Genomic DNA, 22,383 nt, shown 5'->3' on the forward strand with positions numbered 1-22,383 from the left:
GCTTCTCTTCTAAGGGAAAATTACGCTGTTTGTACCTTGGCGATTAGGCTTCTGGATCGGGAATTACCCAAATTTGCAGAAAGTGGACGGGATAATTTCGGAGGAATTAAATTCGCAGTGGGTGATGCCAGCGCCTGCACTCATCATCTGTACTTCTCCTGAATCAATACTGCCCCATTTCCCAAGCTGTCTTGATGCTCTATAGCGCCTTCTAGGACGTAGGTGAGGATTTCCATGTCATGATGGCTGTGGGCACCGAAACCAGAACCGGGTAAGACTCTATCTTCGTTAATCAGCCTGAGAGTGCAAAATCTCATCGGCTTCGGGTCAAACAAACCCCCAAAGGAAAAGGTGCGATCGCTATCCAGCCAACCCAGCGCCAACCCAGCTTGGTGTAACCGCGATTCTGCCTGTCGTCGATTAAATTGAGCGTATATTGACTCATCGCTTGCACCTCGGTTTGAGTAGTCAGGCACGGATGTCAGTTCAAACGGTTATTTTAACGAATACAACTGTTAATAACTGTTGTTAGCGCTACTAGGTGACTGTAGCTTTTGTGAGGAAGGCGAGATAGTTCTATCACGGGAAACGCTCAATACTCTATTTATCTCCTCGGATCTAAAAGGGTCGTTTGTAACAGAATTGCTAATCGAGCTTTTTATCGCCTTTCTAGCCTTACAATGAGCGTAAATAGCTGTTTTCCCAGATTGTTAACATTTGATTAATTGCAGAGGAACACTTATGGCAAAATCATCTGACAAGGAATTGGTTGCTAAAGCCTCCCCGGCTCTTGTGGCTTTCTATCTTAGTCAACATCCCGATTCCGAAGGACGGATGATCGATGATATCTGGTTATGGAACTACGATAAACTTGAGCGGATTCATGACTACATTCAGTGGCTTTTTCCCCTGAAAGACAAAAGTGGCTACAACCCTAATGCACTAGTTCTCAATGATGAAATTGTTCAAGCTTTTCGGACAGACCCTCTACTCAAAACACGTCTGCAAAAGTCATTTAAAATAATGCTCAGGTTTTATGGATTTAAATGCAATGAAGGAAATATCAACAATATTTTAATAACAAAATCTGACCATTATCAAGATAGAAAACGGACTTGGATTGAGCCTCTGAATCATAATTACCTTCGGATTGCCCGAATTTTAAAATGTTTGACAACTCTAGGGTTGGAAAATTACGCTCAAGCTTTTTTCAAGTGTTTAGATAATATCTACTCAGAAGAAAGTCAAAAAATTGGGCCTGATACTTATGCTTTTTGGAAAAGGGCAATTGAGATGAGTTAATCGTTGGGGATTTATTGCCTAAAAGATAATTTCAATCAAAAACCAACGAGAAAATCGCCTGTTCTTTGATAAAAGAGTGGGCGATTTTTATCTCCCTAGAAAGGCTGTAGGGGCGAATGCTTCGTCCCTACCGAGTCTTTTATCATTAATCACAAATCCCAGGATGTTGCTTTAATCAATACCGATTAATTAAATGATCCAGTCGATGCTTACACGGGATGCAGGTGAGTTTTAATCGTCACCCAAGGGGCTTTCGCGATCGCGTTCCGCATCGTTTCCTCATCTGGGAAGGTTTCTGATAGATAGCGTCCTTCGCAAACCAGCGTCACCGCATTCTCGGAAAAAGGCCAAGGACTCATCGCAACCTGGGTTGGATCGCCTGCTAGTGGCGTCAGCTTCAGGGTAATTTCGCCGTCAGCCGTGGGAACCTTATCCACAGAACGCTCTTTACTCAGCTTCATGCACAGGATTAGGGATAAGCAATCCCAGATTCCCACTAACTGCCGATTTCGGGCGATCGCTTCTGGTGTGCTGTAGGGTGCGTAGTTCGGATCGTTGCGGAGGGAGTCAATTAATTCCTTCTGGAAAGCCTGTTCACGCCCCAGGAAGTCCTGCACAAGCTGGATATCTTCTGGGGAGTCGTTGCTAGAGTCGTAATGCTCATAGAGGCGCGTGCCATGCAGCGAAGCCAACAGCGCTGGATATCTTCCTTGGGCGATCGCGAATTGTCCGGCTTTTGACCAAATATCTATATGGGTTTTTCTCGGTAATTCCGTGAAACTGTGCGGCAAACCTGTTTTTGGGTTGAAGGTGGGCGTCCTTTCCCAGGACAGCCAGCCAATATCATGTTGCTCGGCACCTAAGCAAACCTCTTCTCTAGGTTCCAACTTCCCAAAATATTCATTTCCCCAAGCTTGCGCCAATTGACCCGATACCCACGCATGGGCAAGCTGCGCGATCGCTATTAGCCCCTCTGGTTCTTTGCGATATATCATTAATCGTTCCTACCGCATCTTCTCTATATATAGTCGTGATGAGTTGGATGCTCCTCATCACAGCAAGCCGTACCTTATCCATTTAAACCGTTTGCGTCCCACGAGTCTGTCCACTCCGAGATTGATTTCCGCGAACGGGATCGGCTGTGAATGGAGTAATCCTAATTTCCTTTTTTTTAAGGAAGGCAAGAAAGGAGCGAAGAGGTTGGATGTAACGTTAGGTGAATCAGGCGAGATCAAACATAAGGGGACGCGATCTCGAAGCGAGTGCGATCGCGTCCCCTCAAACTCAGAACCTCAAATGCAGAACCTCAAATGCACAAGTCGGCGCAACGACAGTTGAACCGGAAGTTTTACTGACTAATTACCATTTCACTTTAGGTCTGCCACAAATACGTCTATTGCCCCCCTTTTTAAGGGGGGTTGGGGGGATCGCAAATGTGACATAAAAATAGTGAATTGGTATAAGTTTTATTGACTGCTCAGCTGAGCCAACCAATCCAAAATCAAAGGATTCACCACGTCCGGACGTTCATCATGGGGACAGTGACCCGTTTTGGGAATGCCAACAACTTTCACGGGTTGCCCATTCTCACTTAGCTCTTTATAAATCGTCGCACCCTTAATTGGCGTCCAGGGGTCATCTTCTCCCCAAAGTACCAGCAGCGGGTGTTGTATTTTTGGCAACAACTCAGCTGGGCTAGGGCCAGGGGGTGCCGTGAGAATTGAGGCAAAAACCTGCTGAGCGCCGGTGTCGCAGGAAGGATCGTAAAGCATATCCACCAGTTCATCCGTGATGGCTTCAGGGTTCACGTAGACCTGTCTGAGTGTGCGACGGAGACGATCTTTCTGACGGATGCGGTTAAATAGGAACGGGCCAGCGACTTTGGAACTGACCAGCTTGGTGAAGGCTCCCATCACCAGCCGCAGAGGGAAATTCAGCTCATCGGGGCGATGATTCAAGCCCCCGGCACAGTTAATCAGCACGCCACCGGCGGAAATTTCTGGAGAATTCACCACTACCATCAAGCTGAGTAATGCCCCAATCGAGTTGCCGACAAAGACGGTTGGTTCCTGAATATGAGTTTTCCAGAAATCCTTGAGCAATTCTTCCCACAACTGGAGATTGTAATCGAGGGCTGGCTTGTCCGAACCGCCGAATCCGAGTAAATCTAGGGCAAATACTCGGTAGCCCTCAGCGGCGAGGACTGGCATATTCTTGCGCCAGTGTCCAATGGAAGCGCCAAAGCCGTGAATCAGCACCAGAGGGCGACCCGTGCCCATGACTGTGTACTGAATCCGGTAGCCGCGCCAAGTCCAGTTGAGTTTTTCAAAAGTGCTTCCTGTTTTTAGCTGCTGAGTCGTCACGATAATTATTAAGATTCCTTAACTATTTTTCTATCGTAATAGTCTCTATCATTAAAAAGAGATAAACCAGGGAACATCTAACCGACTTGAAAAGTCACGCTACACGTTTTGATTAGGTGTGAGAAGAGATTAATGAAGCGAAGTTCCTTGGTATTTTTAGGCAGCCTGGTGTTTGCGGCTGCCGGTTTAAGTATGACAACGGTTGCCCCTGCGATCGCGCAAGTTGGACAAACAACTGGCAATCTGCCCTTATCGGGTCGAAATCTGCTCAGCCAAGCAGAAGACGATACCACTCAGCTGCCAACATCGGTTGCTGAAGCTGTTTTAAAGGATGCGGCTCAACGGACAGGAGTGCAAACTTCTGACTTAAGCATCCTTCAGGTGGCGAAGCAAAATTGGTCAGATGGTTGTCTGGAGTTGGCAGAAGCGGGTACTTCCTGCACTCAGGCAATAGTTCCCGGCTGGCTGGTGCTGGTCGCTAGCGCCAAAGAACAAGGATTTTGGGTTTATCGCACCAACGAATCGGGTTCGCTAGTGAAGTGGGATGAAACAGCGACCCAAACCTTGACGGCTCGACTCCGGTCGGAAAGTACCACCACTGGGCAACAGACAACAACCCGTCGCACGGAAACCACCGAGCAAAGGAGTACCGTCCGCACAGAACAGCGGTCTACGGTGGCAATGACCGAATCCGCAGGCAACTTTAGTCTTGCCGTTCTGCAACCCGCAGGCAGCCTCACAGAGGTGATTACTCGCGTATCGGTGAAGTCGAAACAAGGCAACAGCTATTCCCAAGAGCAGTATCTTGGCGACTTCAGATACAAAATCAAGCAAAAAGCGAAGTTTGTCAAAGGTGTGAATCCGGGCGATCGCGTGGTCGTGCGTCTATACGACCAAAATCGCTTGATTGGGTACAGCGAGTTTGAATGCTTGTCTGAAAACGCCGCCGTTAACCTAATTTTGTCAGAAAATCCGTCTGAAACCCGTGTAGTGCGGACTGTGTACGGCATTGATGCCGACATGGATGGCAACATCGACAGCGGTACCACCGCCTACAACTACTACACCCAAATCGACTCTCAGGAACGGGTAACATTCCTGAGCAGCGTCGAGCAAATTAACGTCAGCCAGTTCCAATCGAGCGAGATTTCGACTTCGGCGGCGACTAGCGTTTATTCCAGCTCATTTACTAGCGGTGAATCAATGCTGGCGGGTGAGACGATGAGCGTTTACAGTTCAGGAATGGCTGCCTTATTGACATCAGCTCCCGGTCAGTTGGTGCAGGTGATTGGGGTAGAAGCCGAGAACGCGACCTACGAAGTCAGCCAGCTGCTGGCAAGATATGCAAACGTGGGAGTCACTCGAAACATCCAGACGAGTTTTCCCGATGTTCCGCAGGGATACTGGGCAAAAGATTTTATCGCCCAACTGGCGGAGTTAGAAATTATCGAAGGCTTCCCCGATGGCCGATTCCGACCGGATCAGCCGGTGACTCGCGCCCAGTTTGCGGCGATGCTGCGGAAAGCGTTTGAGATGAATAAAGTGCGGAATGCGATCGCCTTCCGCGATGTCTCCTCTGATTACTGGGCGTACAGTGCTATCCAAGAAGCCTATGAAATGGGCTTTTTAGGCGCTGTTTCCAGCAATGCATTCAACCCCACCCAAAAGCTTTCTCGTCTGGATATCTTAGTGGCATTGGCAAAGGGAATGAACTACTCTTCTGCCAGTACCACCACCCAGACGCTACTGCAAGTTTACAGCGATGCCGCTAGCATCCCTAGCGACGTCCGCAGTTTGGTTGCGGCGGCGACAGAACGGGGTCTGGTGGTGAACTATCCCAATGTCCAGTCACTCAAACCCAATCAAGTTGCCACCCGTGCAGAGGTGTGTGCTTTCCTCTACCAAGCCTTAGTCAGCACTGGGAAGGCTCAGAACATCGCCTCGCCATACGTGGCGGGAGAAGGTGCGAAACCCCCCACAGTGCGCGAAGTTGATACTCCCAAGCCAGAAAACGTCCCTGGCGATAACCGTGAGGTAGAGGGGAACGAACGCACGAATCAGCGTCAGAATTGCAACCAAGGGGTCGGTAATGGGTCAGAAGGTTGCGATCCGGGCAATTCCAATCGGAACCAGCCCAGTAACGACGAAGGAGCAGGCGCAGCGCCTGGCAGTCCGGGTCGTCAGGGTCGGTAATCGTCGGTAATCGTTAGTCTGACGACTAAAGAAAGCCGCAGCTATCCAAATTGAATAGCTGCGGCTTCTATTTTTTCGACGTTTATATTAGTCATTAGCAATATTATTTCCCTTCTGGTTTACATAAACTTCTCTACTTGGAAAAGGGATAGTAATTTCTTCTTGTTGATAGCGTCGGTGTAATTTTTTGATAAATTTATGCTTGGCAATTCGTTGGTTTAGAAATTCATTAACTCTAAGAAACACTGTAAAATTAATACTAAATTCTCCAAAGTTTTGATATAAGATAAAAGGCTCAAAATCAGAAATATCGGCTGCTAATTCTTGCATTACTTCCTTAGCAACTTCAACCGTTATTTCTTCAACGTGTTCCAAGTCGCTATCGTAACTAACACCTACTTGAATTGGTAAAGTTATTTCTTTCACTGGTAAATGGTAATTCGTAAAAATGGCAGAAGCCAGTTTTGTATTAGGCACAACGACTAGATTATTTGGCAGTTCTCTAATCACCGTATTCCGCCAAGTGATATCGGTAACGTAACCTTCTTGTCCCGTCTCTAGTTTTACATAGTCGCCAGTTCTGACTTGTCCAGAAATAATCAAATATAATCCTGAAAATAAGTTAGATAGGGTATCCTGAAATGCCAAAGCAACGGCCAAACCGCCAATTCCCAAGGTTGCCAAAATAGGTGTAATGGAAATCCCTAGCGTTTGCAAGATCATCAAGATTCCCAAAACCAGAACGACAATTTTGGCTAGGTTAGATAGTAATGAAGCTGAAACTCCGGGTGTTCTTTGGCCAAATATCGTAACAAAACTCGCCGTCAGTCTGGCTAAAACTAAGGTGACAGAATAGAGGAAAATAACAGTCAGAATATTCTGAAAAATGCCAGAAATCCGGTCAGGAATAACCTGATTTAGTTGAAGGGTAAAAATGGCTCCGTAAAAGCCAGCAACAATAAACCAAATTTTGGGGATGCCACGCAGGGAATGAAAAACGATTTCATTCCCTGGCAACCGAGTTTTAACAGCTATTCTTTTGAGTCTGGGAAGAAAAAATTTATCAAAAATTATCCCCACCAGAAATCCGCTAAGAATAAAGGCAATCGGGACAATCCATTGCTTCATGTTGATAGTTTTATCTCAAATCTATTTGTATATGTTATGAGACTGACGATAGGGGCAACCTCCAGAGTTGCCCCTATCGCGGCTACACATAGCAGCGAGACAATTGTAGAGAAACGATTTATCTCATATGCTGGCGCGACCTATAGAAAAAAGATACAGCGTAGTTACGACAATTGTTGCTTCAACTGATCGATCAACTGTCTCAAATTTTCTGGGCTGAGAATGGCTTTCACTTCCAACTGTTGCTGAGTATCTCGCAGAGTCAGGATGTGGTTTTCACCTTCCTTAGCAGCAAATTGCAATTGGGGAGATTTAAATTCAATCTTTTGATAGATGGTTTCTGGTATCCCTACCCGAATAACCAGTTCTTTTTGAGATTGGGGATAGATATAAAGTTGCTGGCGAAGGGTATCGAGTTCGAGTTTGGTAGGCGTAGTGCTGCGTTCTCGATCTTCGTTGATTTTGCGCCAGTAGAGAGTGATACCGCGAATCTCAGGGATTTGAATCTCAAATACTTCGTCAAAGCGTTGGGGTTCCCAATCGAGTTCGGTAGCATCGCCCGTCTGGGGAATGATTCGCTGTCGCCACGTGATTTTATTGTCGATGAGACTTGCCCACCATTCGCGGATGGTTGCGAAGTTGTTGGTATTGTCAGGATTATTGCTGCCCTGTTCCCAGACGATTTTGTGTTGCATTTTCTCTCTTCCCTCCCCATCGCTTGCTGATTTCTCTTCTCTCCATCCAGTTTAAACTTCCTCCCTTGCCGGGAGTTGCTGTGACACAAAGATGTCGAAGTGTTGTATACGGCGTATCTACAGCGATCGCTCGCTTGCCTTATCTTCAAGTCTAAAATCGGATGAATTTTGGGTGGGGAAGAGATGCTACGCCAGATTTTGCGATCGCTTCTAAATCTACCTTGAGCAGGTTTCGTCATACACTTTATATTGGTTCTCAGTCCGCGCCAGCGGGCTTTGTTTAAAAGTTCTCGCAACTTCTACTTCCTTGCTTCTAAAGTAGGGTTGGCATAGCTGTGATTTAAATCGCCAGGTATGGTAGCAATATGTTTACTCTTCCGATGAACCTGTTATTTCTTCCTAACCTGGATCTATTTGTTTACCACCTGAGAAACGGCTTGGGAGACGATGCAGAGCAAATCAACCAAAACCAGCTCACGTTTTGGGATAACTTCCCGTTAGAATTGCAAAGAATTCTTGTCGCTGCTGACGATTCAAATTATAACGAGCCAGAATATTTAGAATTATTGCGCCTAGCGGGGGAAACTGAAGCTTATTATACTTTTCAAGCTCGCACTGAAGGATATCCAGTCAAAGGCTTTTATTATCCCGTGCGATTTAGCGATAGTTATGGGCTTTTGTTTAATTGCCATATTAACGATCGAGACTATCTGCAATCTTTTAAGTGCTTTCCTACCCTCAAACATCTTGCTGCTGATAAACAAGGCAATCTTGGAAAAACCTGGATCGTGTCTGGGATTTTGCCTCGAAACTGTGAAACCCCTTTAGAATGTCTCGCCCAAGAAGCTTACGAAACTTTGAAGTTTGGGAGATGGAAACAGCAAAAGCCAAGCAAAGGAAAATTTTTAGGGGCAACCGTTTTTGAAGTGTGGCTATCTCCCCAGCGTTGGGACATGGAAGAGAATCACCATGTTTTGGTTATCTTTTATCCCGATGTAGCCGCCGAAACTGAAGCTGCTAAATATTCTGAGGTTTGGATGCGGTTATTTTACTACCGCAATAAAATTCTTTGGTCTTATTGTGAAGCCCAGAAACTTAAACAACAATTGCAAGAGAATTTTGGCTATATTTTTCAAGCGGGTGAAATGCTCAAGCAGCTACCGTTAAAAGAATTACAGAGAATTTTAGAGGTGAATATAAGAATATTGTCCCAATATGCTTCAGATTTGAACCATCTAGAAATTCAGTTACACGCGATTGAGACATATCAGAAACAATACCAAGAAAATTTAAATTACCTGCTTCAAGAAGCTAGCAAATATGGAGAAAACGACCTGCAATTTCTGGCACAATTTAATCAAATAGTCAAGCAATACGAAATTCAAATTCAACAAGATCGCGCCAGCTTTAGTCCAGCATTGAGAGTGCTAGAAGATGTGATTAATACGATTCGAGGCATTGTTGAGATTGAACAAGCTAAGCGCGATCGCAACCTGGAAAATATTATTGCCGCTGCCAGTTTGGGAGTTGGAACCGCCTCCGTTGCCGCCTCAGCTTCCTCGGCGCTGGTAAAAGATTTTACCCAGCCTTACCCCAACCAAATCGACAATAACCAACTATCCGCAGTCATCCCCTTGGCGAATTTGCTCATTGTCATCTTGTTCAGTATTGGTTTAGGGTGCCTGGTTAGTGGGTTTGCCTGGAAAATTTTGCGATCGCGTAGCGCCTGAGGAAAATCGCATCGTTAATCCTCTCTTCCTTTGCCGCTTGGCAGTTCAAAATCTTACTTAAATATGGACTTGCCAATTATTTACCACCCGGATTATGTCGCACCTCTCCCCGCAGGGCATCGCTTCCCCATGCCCAAATTCAGCAAACTCTACGAAATGCTCTTAGGCGATCGCGTAGCGCATCCAGAGCAAATTCATCCGCCCGAACCTCCTCCGCCAGAGTGGATAGAACTGGTTCACACCCCAGAATATGTCCGAGCATACCGTGAAGGCACCCTCGACGCCAAAGCTCAGCGACGAATCGGATTACCCTGGAGTCCCGCCCTGGCAAATCGTACCTGCGTGGCAGTGGGCGGGACGATTCTTACTGCTAAACTGGCACTCACTCACGGTTTAGCTTGCAATACTGCGGGTGGCACTCATCACGCCTTTCCCAGTTATGGTTCGGGTTTCTGTATTTTCAACGATTTAGCCATTGCTGCCCGTGTGCTTCAACATCTGGGATTGGTGCGCCAAATCTTGATCGTGGATTTAGATGTCCATCAAGGAGACGGTACCGCCGTGATTTTCCAAGAAGATAGTAGCGTCTTCACCTTCTCAATGCACTGCGAAGTTAACTTTCCCGGAACCAAACAACAAAGTGACTTAGATGTTCCTCTCCCGATTGGGATGGAAGATGACGCCTATCTGCAAACCTTGGCAAAATATCTCCCAGATTTGCTCTCACAAGTCAAGCCGGATCTCGTTTTATACGATGCTGGCGTCGATCCTCATGCTGGCGATCGCTTGGGCAAACTCGCCCTCACTGACACCGGAATCTTCCGTCGGGAGATGCAAGTTTTGAGTACTTGTGTGGCACTTGGCTACCCAGTCGCCTGCGTGATTGGCGGGGGTTATGCTGACGATCTTGACTCCCTCGTTTATCGGCACTCCTTGCTACATCGAGCCGCCACTACTGTCTATCATCAGTACCAACTTTGATGCCAGACTAAGGGCAGAGGAGCCATTTCGTCTTCCTCGATACACTTTTTAACGGTAGCGGTATCCCGTGTCCGTACTTCGTACTCACTCATCTGAGGAAAAACCCCTTGCTATCAAAAGGCTTTGAAATTGAAATGTATACCGGCACCCCCAATGGTGACATTGTGGGTTTATCCGATCGGATTGTGGCAGACCTAGACGGGTTCATGCGGGAGCCGGATAGCCGCAACGTGGAATATATCACAGAACCCTTTTATTGTTACGACCGATTATTGTGTGCCTTGCTACGCCCTAGACGGGAACTCCGAGAGTATCTAAAACGCTTGGGAAATTACACCCTGATTCCGGGGAGTACGCTGTCTTTAGGAGGAAGCGATCGCTTCTGGCGATCTGACCCCAGCAATCCTTACCACGACTACATTGAGAACACTTACGGCACCAAAGTTGTCACCGCCAGCGTTCACATCAACATCGGCATCAGCGATCCTGAAACCCTAATGCGGGCGATTCGCCTTGTCCGCCTAGAAGCACCCTTATACCTTGCCCTCAGTGCTTCTTCCCCGTTTTTGGATGGTAAAGCCACTGGCTATCACTCGACTCGCTGGGGATTGTTTCCAAAAACCCCAGCCCGCGTTCCCTTATTTGAAAGTCACGCCCACTTTATCCAGTGGACAGAAGCCCAATTAGCCGCCGGGACAATGCAAAATGTCCGCCACCTTTGGTCATCCGTGCGACCGAATGGCAACCAGCGCCCCTACGACCTCAACCGCCTAGAACTGAGAATTTGTGACCTTATCATCGATCCAGTTGCCTTGCTGGCGGTTACAGCCTTGCTAGAAGCCCGACTTTTGCAGCTGATTAATGACCCCAGCCTCGATCCGTTGGAAATGAGTCAATTGTCTTCAGAAGATTTAGTTACCCTAACCGACGCCAACGAAGACGCTGCCGCCCGTCAAAGTTTGGATGCAACTCTGAGACATTGGCAAGACGGCAGACCAATTCTGGCGCGAGATTGGATTGAAGAAATAACCGGCGAAGTTTGGGATATTTCTAAACAGATGGGCTTTCGTTGTTTCTTGTCACCCCTGAAAAAAATTCTCCGAGAGGGGAATTCTGCTCAGCGGTGGTTAAATCTCCAAAACCAAGGTTTTGACACTCCCAGCGTGATGATTGATGCCATTCAAGCGGTGGCAGACCAAGAGCGGGAACTGGAAGACAAATTGTGCCAGAGCTTAGTTGCCTAGAGCATTTGAAGGATCGAGAATGAAGCCTAGGGGCAGAAATTTATCCTCAAGGCTTCATCTTTTCTCCTCTCTCCCTGGCTAGCCCTTGAGTTCTTTTTTTGCTTTTTTATGGGTTAATTTTTTGGCGAAAAAGAATCATTCGGAAATTAGAATATTTAATCAATCCGATCTAGAGGAGTCATATAACAAATATGTATAGGTTCCTCTCTCTTTGGGTATAATTTGAGTTTCCAGAGTGGATTTTAGTGTTACAGCGAGAGTAATTAGGAAGTCTCATGCCGTTTGTTGTTCTCTACAAGCCGCAAATTCCGCCAAACACCGGCAATATTGCCCGTACCTGTGCTGCCACGGGGACGGAATTGCATTTAGTCGGGCCATTGGGTTTTGAAATTAGCGATCGCTCTCTGAAACGTGCTGGTCTGGATTACTGGCCCTACGTCAATCTCCACTACCACATTGGTTTAGAGGATTTTCAGGAGTTCCATCAGCAGCGAGGGGGACGATGGATTGGCTTTAGTGTTTCGGGAAGCCGTAACTACCTTCAGTTCGAGTTCCAGGAGGATGACTGGCTATTGTTTGGCAGCGAAACAACTGGACTCCCCCCAGAAGTTCTCGCCCTCTGTGCCAATACTGTCTATATTCCGATGTCACAGCCCCACGTTCGGAGCCTGAACCTTTCGGTTAGTGCCGCAGTCGGGTTATTTGAAGCCCGCCGCCAACTAGGGATTTTGTCCGGCTGAAGTAGGTTGTCCGGCTGAAGTAAGCAAAGAGATCCTTTGCTCATCGAGAGCGAGCCGTCTTTAGTCAGGTGTCCGCGAATTGAGTTAAAGGTTAAAACATCGGGTTAACCTTTCGTCTAGGAATCTGCAACGTGTTGACCGGCAACTGTTCGTGACCCTTTCTGGCTAAACTATTCCCCATGATTTCTTACTTAACGCTGGGTGACGAATGACTTTTTTTTCCTTTCTAGAGAAAGTTTATTTTTCGTCCTTTCGCTATCTAGAATACCGAATGAGTTCGGCTTAGATAAGAAATTTCTATGAACAATAGAGCGGCAATAGGAAGTTGATTGATAGATTTTTTTATCCTAAATTTATCAGTGCTGAGTCTCTAAAACCATCTCGGATCAATCTTTAGGAAGATTTTTGCTAAATTTGCGTCGGTATGCTCTATTTAATTTGTCAGAGTTTTCTCCATAATTTTACGGTTGTTGTTGCAGGCAAAATCAGCTTAGAGTCTCATTTTGTAATCAATCAGCAGCAGGATGCCAACAACGAAAAAGTTGTTTTCTCAGTCTTCCGGAGTAACGCAAGTCAAGCAAGTATGTTCCAATATGCACGCCTTAAGAAGGAATACACCCTTAGCTTGCCAGCTCTTGACAAAAGGCTCCTGATTAACGCAATGATGAAGTCTTCAACAGGGTGGGTCAAATAGTTAGGCCGTGCATGATCGAAAATTTTCCCAGTCATGTAAACTTGTCTAAATCAAAAAAGCAGGGTAATCTTGCCTAGGTATGATTACCGGCAGTGATCCCAATCACCTTTTGATGTGATTTGTCCCATTGACTGGTAAAAAAGAATCATTCAGGGACAGTTAAGCGCTCGTCATAAGTAGGAGGTCGTGTTTGAAACGCCCATTCACGCACAAGATTAAATCAGTTCCTTCCTGTGCAGCAGACAAAGATGCGAAAGCGAATCTGTCCGCAGGAAAGCTTTCCGGGGGAGAGTCAGGTTTATTGAAGCCCATTTCTCCAGAGGTTAACCGTCGGGCTCGCACCTCTGCCGCCATGATTGGATTGGCAATCTCAATGGGCACCTCCAGCCTATTGCTGCCGCAACAAGGTGATGAAGCAAAGGCAGCCGATCCGGTTGCCACAGAGCCAAGTGTTAATAACGCTCCTGCGGAAACAGATATTGCTGTTGCCGCCCCTGCCTCAAAGGTGGAGCCAGAAACAGCTTCTTCAGTCGCCCCATCGCCAGCAATAAAGCCGGAATCCAAATCAGTCGCCGTTTCTCCAAAGTTAGTAGAGCCGGAATTCACACCTGCCGTCGTTTCTTTGCAGGTAGAGCCGGAAGCAAAAGCAGAATCGAAACCAGCACCGCGCGTCATCGAACATAAGGTGCAGCAGGGGCAGACGATTTGGCAATTGTCGAAAAACTATCAGGTAGAACCTGCCGCGATCGCCACTTCCAACAACATCAAATCCAGCTCAGTTCTTCCAGCTGGACAAGTGGTGAAAATTCCTTCAGTGAACGGAATTGTTCACGAAGTTAAACCAGGCGATACCGTCGAAAAGCTATCTGAGTCTTATGGTGTTCCCCGCATCCAGGTACAGCAATCATCTGGAGCGGCAACATCAGATGGACTGCCGGTGGGTCAATCAGTCGCGATTCCCGGCAACGTAAATGAGCTATTAAAAGCAAGACAAGACGCTGCCATGAGCCGCTTAAAGGAGCAGCGGGGCCGCTTGCAGAATAGTCTGGCGGAGTTGCGGTCTGAGGAGTCTACACAAGTATCTACTGGGCGATTAAAAGTTACTGAACCAGCCCAAATTGATAACCCTGAAGCTGCTGAGGTAGAAATAGCTGCTCCTAGGGTACAAATTCCGGTTGTGGTGCAGACGCCAGAGGAAAATGCCCCCAATCAGGTAATTAACCAACTACCGTCGGCACAGCCACGAAATATCGCGGTGCAGATGCCAGGGGAAAATGCTCCGAATCAGGTAATTAATCAACTGCCGTCGGCACAGCCACGAAATATCGCGGTGCAGATGCCAGGGGAAAATGCCCCGAATCGGGTGATTAACCACCTCCCGTCCGCACAGCTACGGGAAGCGCTAAAAGCATCCTCGCAGCCGGTAGAGGTGAATGAAAGCGCACCAATCTCAGTACCGACCTTAGCGACCAACCAAGCGACCAATCAAGGGCTACCAATCCAGACAGTGGCCCCCACACCGATTGCTGTCGTTGAAACCAACGGGGCAACGGCAGATGTGTACCAGGTCAAGCCGGGAGATACGCTAGATGCGATCGCTCGCATCCACGGCGTTTCTAGATCGGAGCTGCTCCGGATAAATCAGTTGAATAACCCGAACATGATTCGCGTTAATCAACCACTGAAGATCCCGAAAAAACAGACTGTAACTGTAATCCCTGGTCTTAACGCTGCACTTAGACAATCCAAGTCTAATGTTGCTGTGCCAAATCTCTCCGTTCCTACTTTGCCAACTACTGTTCCCGTACCCGTCGCAGCAACACAGGTACGAGTGCAAAGGAATGCGAATGTCCCTACCGTCAAACCAGTGATGTTAGCGGATAATCCGTTACCCACTAGCACACCCGTTGCCGAGAGGACACAAACTCAGTCTGCTGGCTTGAAGCAAAACTCCGAGTACAGCACCCAGATTGAGAAACTACGGGAAGACATCATCAAACTCCGGCAGCAGTATCGTACCCAGCAAAACGGAGATACCGCTGACTCACAGAACGTTCCGGTTGCTAACATCTCGGTGCCAGTGACTCCTGCATTCGTGCCGGTTGCACCTGTCGTCAACAAACCGTTGCAACGTTCTGAATACTCGACTCCGATCAATCCAGAATTCAGCCCAAATCGTTATAACGAAGCCGTACAAGCAGAAATGCAAAAGCGGCAACGGCAACAACAGCGATCGCAGGCTGCAATTGAAATCAAGGTGCCCCCACCTGCTGCACCACGGGCTAGAACCCAGCAGTCACTGGTGGCGGCAGCGCCCTCCGCAGCGGACACTTATAACCCGACACTCCGCCCCCCCTTCGGGCAACAAGTTGCTCCAGATTTACCACCCCTCCCTGGTCCAAATCCCTACCTGCCGGATAGCCCAGGTCAATTTAATGGCTACATCTGGCCCTCAAAGGGCGTTTTGACCTCAGGTTATGGTCGGCGCTGGGGACGGATGCACAAGGGGATTGATATCGCGGCTCCGGTCGGCACGCCTGTAGTGGCGGCAGCTCCTGGTGTCGTGGTGTATGCACGCTGGAATTCTGGTGGTTATGGAAATCTGGTGGACATTAAACACGCTGATGGCACCCTAACTCGCTATGCCCACAACAACCGGCTTCTGGTTCGAGAAGGCGAAGCAGTTGAGCAAGGTCAGCAGATTTCTGAGATGGGCAGCACCGGACGCAGCACGGGGCCTCACCTTCACTTTGAGTTGCATTCGGCTGGAAAAGGAGCTATCAACCCGATAGCTTTGCTACCCCGACGCTAAGAAAGAGGCAAAAGCAAAGGAAAAGGCAAAAGAAAATATATTTCTTTTGTCTTTTCTCTTTTTTAAGCCAGGGTAGCAATAATCTTGCTGGTATGCTAGGATGATAAGGTTGTTTAAGAAAACTTGGCTCTGTAGCTCAGTGGTTAGAGCAGGGGACTCATAAGCCCAAGGTCGCAGGTTCAAATCCCGCCAGAGCCATTTTATAAAGTTATAAAAAGCCAGGTCTGAAGTCTGAAGAATGAGTAGTCTGGTGATTGTACTCATTCCTCGCTGGTCATTAATCGGAATAGTGTCGGATGAGTTCGGCAATAGACCAAGCTTGAGCGATCGCTCCTTGAACGGCATGAGGCGGATCGCCATCAAAAATTTCCGAGACCGAACCTAGGCAGGCTGAGGACTGCAAGTGTTCAATCATCGGCTGCCAATCAAAAGGGACGGGTTCTGAAGCGTAGAAGCGCCTCCTAGCTCGAATAAAGGGGCCAATCAGCCAGCTCCAAACCGTGCCTTGGTGGTAGGCGCGATCGCGATATTGAGGATTCCCAGCATACGTCCCCACATAGTTGGGATCGGCGGGATCGAGACTGCGGAGACCGTAGGGTGTTAGTAAGCGATCGCTTGCTACCTTGAGGACAGACTGCCCTTGCTCGGCAGGAAACCCGCAATGAGAAAGTGAGAGAGCCAAAACTGCATTCGGACGAATTGTGGGGTCTCGCACGTCATCCGGTGCGATCGTATCGTAGAAATATCCCCGAGTCGGATTCCAGAACTTTTGCAGCGATCTCTTCACCTGTTGCGCCTGCTGAATATAGCGTTCTCGCTGGTTAATCCGCTTCTGTGAATTTGCTCCCCCTTCCCTGACTAACAATTCTGCCCACCGGCTCGCCCAACATAAAGCAGAGTACCAGAGAGCATTAATTTCTATAGGTTTACCCCGACGAGGCGTTACTGGCTGACCATCAACCACCGCATCCATCCAGGTAAGCGCCACTCCTGGAGCATCCCAGGTGACTAGGCCATCGGTGGCATCAATCCGGACATTGTAGAGGGTACCAGCCATAAAGCTTTTGTAAATCTGCCGCACCACAGGATATTGCTGAACCAGAAAATCCCAATCCTGCGTTGCTTCCAGGTAAAGACCCAAAGTTTCAACCCACCACAGCGCGGCATCAATACTGTTGTAAAATGGCTCAGCTCCAGTATCTGGAAACGCATTGGGAATCAAACCATTCCGACAATAGCGCCCAAAAGTTTCCAGCAGTCCCTTCGCCAACTCATAGCGCCCAGTCGCTAAAGCCAGTCCTGGTAGAGCAATTAGCGTATCGCGTCCCCAGTCATTAAACCAGGGGTAGCCAGCAATCACAGTCGGGCCAGCAATAGAAGCGCGGTAGACAATAAATTGATCGCCTGCTCGCAACAGGTGCTGCAAAATACCATTGTCACTGGTTGATGGTTCGTTGCTATGAAGCCGCAACACGGAACTCTGAACCGCTTTCAGTCGCTGTTGCTCTACCTGCACTGCTTGCTCAAAGTCTAGGGAACTGAGGTGTGGTTGTTTGGAGTTACACAATCCCACTTTCGCTTCTAGAGTGAGGGAGTCTCCCGGTTGTAGGGGCACTGTCAGGTATCCAGGGCTGAAGAGGTCTTCCTTGTCGCCCAATCCCCGCCGGTTCTCTTCTGGATAGTAATAATGCCAATACCAAACGGTGTCTGGTTGATAGCGACCCTTACTCCAGCGCAATTGCCAGGGAGTCCCAGTCCAGTCAGGACGCATCCCCTGCAAGCAAATTTGCTTTTGACCAACTAATTGCGAGAAGGACAATCCTGAGGCTGCGGATTGCTGGTGGTGAAAGTCGCGATCGCCAATCACCGGGCGTAACCTCAGCGTAGCCAACTCAGAGCCTTCATAGCGGTACTGGATCAAAATCCGGTTACAAAAGTGGGGAGTGGCTGATGGCTCAGTTTCTTTCCCGCTCCCTACCATCTCTGACCCGCTTTCTACTAGGCCATAGGGCATCACCATCTGCCTGCTTAGCTGCCAGTTATCCTCACCCCAAACCCAACGGGGAAACGGGTCAATATCAAAAGAACGCAGTAGCTGGTAGCCCAAAGGGTCAATTTTTCCGTCTATCCAGAAATTCGTCCCCAGTGCAAATATCCGTCCTCCTACATCCAAACTGGCATCCAGGTGAGACAGTAATAAAGTTCGCTGACTCGGCGGCTCGAGGGCGGCAATTAACCAACCGTGATAAGTCCGAGTCCGAGCATCACAAACCGTTCCACTAGCAAAACTTCCTAACCCGTTGGTGAGTAGCCACTCGCGCGTATCCAAATTCTTCATTCCTACTCAAACTCGTTATGAGTATGATATAGTTGTTACAGTTCGTAAATAAGCCGTCGTTGCGTCTAGGGTAGACCTCAACTAGATTACCCTTGACTCAGCACGAGTCAATGCAAAATCTATTCCATTTAAGGAGAATCTATTCATGACCCACCACACAGAAGGCTGTCTTCGGGTTGGACAAACCGCCCCAGACTTTACCGCAACCGCTGTGGTCGATCAGGAATTCAAGACGGTCAAACTGTCTGACTATCGTGACAAGTATGTAGTCTTGTTCTTCTATCCCCTTGACTTTACATTCGTTTGTCCAACAGAGATTACAGCTTTTAGTGACGCTTATTCAAAATTTCAGGATCTCAACACTGAAATCCTTGGGGTCTCTGTTGACAGTGAATTTTCCCACTTGGCATGGATTCAAACAGACCGCAAATCCGGCGGCGTCGGCGACCTAAACTATCCCCTCGTTTCTGATATTAAGAAAGAGATTAGTGCTGCTTTCAATGTCCTCGATCCAGAGGCAGGCATTGCACTCCGGGGGCTGTTCATCATCGATAAAGAAGGCGTGATTCAGCACGCTACGATTAACAACCTCGCTTTTGGTCGCAACGTCGATGAGACTCTGCGGACGCTGCAAGCAATCCAGTACGTCCAGACTAACCCCGATGAAGTTTGCCCCGCTGGTTGGCAACCGGGTGACAAGACAATGGTTCCCGACCCCGTCAAGTCAAAGGTCTTCTTTTCTGCCGTCTAAAAAATTGCTGGTGGCGAGTCAGTTTTAGGACTGATTTAGTCGTGAATAAATCAAAATCCCGATACATCTAATGAGATTTTTCTTGTTAGATGTATCGGGGTTTATTTTTTTATGATTGTTTCCTTCACTTAAGTTCCATCGCTACAAATTTTCCGGAAGGCGCAAGCAGATACAACATCAAAGTTAGTTTAGTAGTTGGAAAAACTCTCAGTTGATAACGGGGATACGCCAAGAGCTTAAGTTAGTCACTCAGGGATGCGATTTTTGTTGGGGATGAAGGATGCGATCGCTTTCTCGTCCACGATTCGCCCCGGTTCGCAAAAAAGTAAAGAACTATTACAATTACAGCAATAAGACCAAAATGATATACCGATGCTGACATCTACTGACTTTAGCGGACTGTTAAATCAACGCTTCTTTGAAAATTTCTTGCCGATACCGGCAACCAGCCGTTTAAACCTGGGAGAAACGACTCCAGCATTTGAACTGCCGGATATTACTAACGGAGGGAAAGTTAAGTTATCGGATTACAGGGGAAAGCAACCTGTAATCCTTGCCTTCACCCGCATCTTCACCGAAAAGCAGTATTGTCCGTTCTGCTTTCCTCACATCAAAGCGCTGAATGAAAACTACGAGCGCTTTACCAGCTTGGGCGTCGAGGTGTTGATGATTACCAGTACCGACCAACCGCAGAGTAAAACGGTTGTCAAAGACCTGGGTTTAAAGATTCCCTTGCTCAGCGACCCCAGTTGTCGGACGTTTCGAGCTTACTGTACGGGTCAAGCTTTGGGTGCGCCTCTGCCAGCCCAATTCGTACTGGATAAACAGGGAATTCTGCGCTATAAACATTTGTTCTCCTTCCTCGACCATAATGCTGAAGTGGAGAAGCTGCTAGAGACGCTCAGCGGATTGTAGATTCCTCGAATCATGCCAACAAGTTGCGTTCAGACCCTACTCTGTCTGAACGCAACTGGGAATTAGCATCAGGGAAGTGGACGAGAAAACCTGCGGAAAAGCGGCACATCGTTAGCCATTAAATTCGCCATCAGTAGGATATTTGACCGTTCTATCGTGGGAAAACTAATGCGATAAATAAAGTTATCCTGCTGCCACATTACTGAGGAAAACTCATAGGATGGCTTTTGTTTCTGCCCTTCTAATAGATATCCTCTAATATCTTTCCTTAAGGTGATGGGATCGCCTGCTGTTTTATGTTTTTCTAATTCTCTTATTGCATTGGGCGAGGCCTTTCTCTCAACCGAAAAACTGCCGACTAAGCACGGTTGAGGGTTACTGTAGCAGGTAAAAAGGCTAACAGTATAAATTAATGGGGTTTCTGACGGGAAGACACGGACAACCAACTCGGAAGGATCTACATCGGCGAAACCACTGAGTAGAATTTGGGACGGCAAGCGCATGATCAACCCAGGCGGGATGCTGCTTTGAATAGTCTCTAAATGGGGAGTAAATACAGGAGCGGGACGAGCCTGTACGGGCACGTTCTCAGATACCCTAATTACTACACTCCCAGCCACTGCCAGAACGACTGACAGATATAGTTTTTTAACCCGCAAGAATTTGTAATGCAAGGATTCGAGATTTTGTCAAGGGTTTAAAAAAAAGCATAGCAGCTGGAATGCGGCTCAGGGCGATCGCTCGCCCAACACCAGAAAGCAGATTCTCAAGATCCGCCCTTAAGACTGACCTATAGAAAGGTCTTTGCACTTTATGATTTGTAAAGTGAACGTTTGTAAACTATCAGCAGTCTAAATAGACAGGCAGGCACAGAGCTAACCTGTTGCCCGTGCATCTCACCGCTGGACTGCCCCGCCGAATGCAAGTCCGAACCGTCTCCTGAGTGAAACACCCAAGTGCAACTTAAGCGTATGTCTCCTGATATATCTGCTGCTCCAGCCTCTCGGCAGCAACCGAGTCAAAAATTAACAAGGCAACGGCAAAATCAAAAAATTCCCCTATTTATATTGATATTTGCTGTTTTAGGGATACCTGGATTGACCAGTTGTGGCATTCTGCCGAAAGCAGAAGCGGAGGCTCAATCTCCCAGAGGGCAACAAGGGGGGCAAGGAAAACCTACGCCAGTGGATGTGGCGATCGCTCGCAGCGAATCGCTCCAAGAAGATGTAAAATTCATCGGCACCACTCGCCCACTCAGAGAAGTCTCGGTGCAACCCCAAGTGGAAGGACGGCTGCTATCTCTTAAAGCAGATGTGGGAGATCGGGTCGCGCAGGGTCAAATTGTTGCCCAGTTAGATGACACCACCTTATTGACTAGCGTGAATCAGGCGCAAGCAGAACTCGCAACGCTTCAAGCGGAAGTTGCCCGCGCCCGAACTCAGGTAGCTAATGCACGGACACAGGTGGAACAGGCAAAAGTTGCATTGCAGCAAACACAGCGGGATGCGGCTCGACTGGCAGGCTTGGCGAGACAGGGTGCGATCGCTCAGCAACAAGCAGAATTAGCTCAAACCGAAGCTCAAACGGCTCAACAAGCTTTGCTCTCTGCTCAGGCACAGGTGACGACAGAACAGCAAGCAGTTGTAGCGGCTCAAGGCAGAGTCAAGGCGCAACAATCTGTACTGGCTCAAAATCGCGAACGGCAATCCTATTCAGTATTAACTTCCCCCATTAGCGGGGTTGTCGTTTCTAAAGGGTTAGAACCGGGCGATTTAGCAAACCCAGGGAGTGAAATCTTGAAAATTGGAGATTTCAGCCGCGTCACAGTGGTGGTGCCAGTTTCAGAATTGGAATTGTCAAATATCCGGGCTGGACAATCGGTGCGGGTGCAATTAGACGCCTTCAAGAACAGGGAGTTTCTTGGACAAGTGGCTCGCATTTCTCCGGCTGCGAATGTAGCGGCTCGTCAAGTGCCGGTAGAAGTCACGATTGCCAACCCTAATGGTGAGATCGGCAGTGGGCTGTTGGCACGGGTCAGCTTTGCCTCAAATACGTCCCCACGGGTCGTGGTGCCGCAGACGGCGCTGCAAGAAGCAGGAGGGAGAGGGAGACAGGCACAGGGGGGGCAGGCACAAGGGGGACAGGCAAGAAGCGAGGGAGAGAGCGCTTCCAACTCCAAAGAAAATGCAAAACCTAGCAAGGCGACGGTGTTTGTTGTGACTCGTGAAGGGCAACAACCAAAAGTGCAAGCTCGATCGGTGACAGTAGGCGATCGCGTAAATGGAAAAGTAGAAATTCTGTCGGGATTAAAGCCGGGAGAGCGATTTGTCAGCCGCGCTGGTAAGCCGCTCAAGGATGGCGAACTTGTAAGCTTAAGTGTTTTATCAGAAACTCCAAAGCCTTAGAGTTTTGAGTTTTGACTTCTTAATTCAAAACTCACGCATTCACTCAAAATTCCGAATTCACTCAAAATTCAGAACTCAAAATTCAAAATAAT

16 protein-coding genes, 1 tRNA gene and 1 pseudogene are annotated in these 22,383 nt (G+C 47.9%); 11 read left to right on the forward strand and 7 right to left on the reverse strand.

From position 1 onward, the window contains the following. Window positions 1–46: 46 nt before the first annotated feature. A pseudogene (locus H6H02_RS27880) lies at window positions 47–445 on the reverse strand (pirin family protein); the annotation flags it as partial. A gap of 296 nt (window positions 446–741) precedes the next feature. Between H6H02_RS27880 and H6H02_RS10985 the strand changes: the two are divergent. Further along, entirely contained in the window at window positions 742–1,302 is a 561-nt protein-coding gene (locus H6H02_RS10985) for an opioid growth factor receptor-related protein (RefSeq protein ID WP_190817486.1), read from the forward strand. Between the two features lie 209 nt (window positions 1,303–1,511). On the opposite strand, the gene H6H02_RS10990 is transcribed toward H6H02_RS10985, so the two are convergent. Together H6H02_RS10990 and H6H02_RS10995 are read right to left on the reverse strand one after the other, a co-directional pair. Continuing rightward, window positions 1,512–2,297: a DUF3891 family protein gene (locus H6H02_RS10990; protein ID WP_190817488.1), complete on the reverse strand. Its 786-nt coding sequence runs from the start codon at window positions 2,295–2,297 to the stop codon at window positions 1,512–1,514. Window positions 2,298–2,768: 471 nt separating this feature from the next. Continuing rightward, on the reverse strand, window positions 2,769–3,665 hold the full coding sequence (locus H6H02_RS10995; protein ID WP_190817491.1) for an alpha/beta fold hydrolase: 897 nt from the start codon (window positions 3,663–3,665) through the stop codon (window positions 2,769–2,771). 132 nt (window positions 3,666–3,797) lie between these two features. Between H6H02_RS10995 and H6H02_RS27115 the strand changes: the two genes are divergently transcribed. Further along, a complete protein-coding gene (locus H6H02_RS27115) occupies window positions 3,798–5,858 on the forward strand; it encodes an S-layer homology domain-containing protein (RefSeq protein ID WP_190817493.1) in 2,061 nt (686 codons plus the stop codon). A gap of 87 nt (window positions 5,859–5,945) precedes the next feature. Here the strand turns inward: H6H02_RS27115 and H6H02_RS11005 are convergent, their stop codons facing one another. Next, window positions 5,946–6,986, reverse strand: a complete 1,041-nt coding sequence (locus H6H02_RS11005) for a mechanosensitive ion channel family protein (RefSeq protein WP_190817495.1) — start codon at window positions 6,984–6,986, stop codon at window positions 5,946–5,948. 164 nt (window positions 6,987–7,150) lie between these two features. Then, window positions 7,151–7,681, reverse strand: coding sequence for a hypothetical protein (locus H6H02_RS11010; protein WP_190435928.1), 531 nt, complete (start codon window positions 7,679–7,681; stop codon window positions 7,151–7,153). A 365-nt stretch (window positions 7,682–8,046) separates the two neighbouring features. Here H6H02_RS11010 and H6H02_RS11015 point away from each other — a divergent pair, with 365 nt between their 5' ends. From H6H02_RS11015 to H6H02_RS11040, 6 genes are all read left to right on the forward strand, one after another. Beyond that, complete coding sequence (locus tag H6H02_RS11015) at window positions 8,047–9,411, forward strand: hypothetical protein (RefSeq protein WP_190817498.1); 1,365 nt, start codon at window positions 8,047–8,049, stop codon at window positions 9,409–9,411. A 63-nt stretch (window positions 9,412–9,474) separates the two neighbouring features. Continuing rightward, a complete protein-coding gene (locus H6H02_RS11020; protein WP_190817500.1) occupies window positions 9,475–10,392 on the forward strand; it encodes a histone deacetylase in 918 nt (305 codons plus the stop codon). A gap of 107 nt (window positions 10,393–10,499) precedes the next feature. Beyond that, complete coding sequence (gshA, locus tag H6H02_RS11025) at window positions 10,500–11,636, forward strand: glutamate--cysteine ligase (RefSeq protein WP_190817502.1); 1,137 nt, start codon at window positions 10,500–10,502, stop codon at window positions 11,634–11,636. Between the two features lie 275 nt (window positions 11,637–11,911). Beyond that, entirely contained in the window at window positions 11,912–12,376 is a 465-nt protein-coding gene (locus tag H6H02_RS11030) for a tRNA (cytidine(34)-2'-O)-methyltransferase (RefSeq protein WP_190817504.1), read from the forward strand. Window positions 12,377–13,260: 884 nt separating this feature from the next. Beyond that, window positions 13,261–15,882 carry a peptidoglycan DD-metalloendopeptidase family protein gene (locus H6H02_RS11035; RefSeq protein WP_190817506.1) on the forward strand — a complete coding sequence of 874 codons (2,622 nt, stop codon included), beginning with the start codon at window positions 13,261–13,263 and terminating at the stop codon, window positions 15,880–15,882. 125 nt (window positions 15,883–16,007) lie between these two features. Continuing rightward, window positions 16,008–16,080 (forward strand) — tRNA-Met (locus H6H02_RS11040). Between the two features lie 79 nt (window positions 16,081–16,159). On the opposite strand, the gene H6H02_RS11045 is transcribed toward H6H02_RS11040, so the two are convergent. Further along, on the reverse strand, window positions 16,160–18,220 hold the full coding sequence (locus H6H02_RS11045; RefSeq protein WP_190817508.1) for an amylo-alpha-1,6-glucosidase: 2,061 nt from the start codon (window positions 18,218–18,220) through the stop codon (window positions 16,160–16,162). 145 nt (window positions 18,221–18,365) lie between these two features. Here H6H02_RS11045 and H6H02_RS11050 point away from each other — a divergent pair, with 145 nt between their 5' ends. Together H6H02_RS11050 and H6H02_RS11055 are read left to right on the forward strand one after the other, a co-directional pair. Beyond that, window positions 18,366–18,971, forward strand: a complete 606-nt coding sequence (locus H6H02_RS11050; RefSeq protein WP_190817510.1) for a peroxiredoxin — start codon at window positions 18,366–18,368, stop codon at window positions 18,969–18,971. 372 nt (window positions 18,972–19,343) lie between these two features. Continuing rightward, entirely contained in the window at window positions 19,344–19,886 is a 543-nt protein-coding gene (locus H6H02_RS11055) for a peroxiredoxin (protein WP_190817512.1), read from the forward strand. Window positions 19,887–19,954: 68 nt separating this feature from the next. On the opposite strand, the gene H6H02_RS11060 is transcribed toward H6H02_RS11055, so the two are convergent. Beyond that, window positions 19,955–20,545, reverse strand: coding sequence for a hypothetical protein (locus tag H6H02_RS11060; protein ID WP_190817514.1), 591 nt, complete (start codon window positions 20,543–20,545; stop codon window positions 19,955–19,957). 312 nt (window positions 20,546–20,857) lie between these two features. On the opposite strand from H6H02_RS11060, the gene H6H02_RS11065 reads away from it, so the two are divergent. Beyond that, window positions 20,858–22,291: an efflux RND transporter periplasmic adaptor subunit gene (locus H6H02_RS11065; RefSeq protein WP_190817516.1), complete on the forward strand. Its 1,434-nt coding sequence runs from the start codon at window positions 20,858–20,860 to the stop codon at window positions 22,289–22,291. Window positions 22,292–22,383 lie beyond the last annotated feature (92 nt).

It is taken from the genome of Coleofasciculus sp. FACHB-1120, assembly GCF_014698845.1.
In the GTDB taxonomy this organism is placed as follows: Bacteria; Cyanobacteriota; Cyanobacteriia; order Cyanobacteriales; family FACHB-T130; genus FACHB-T130.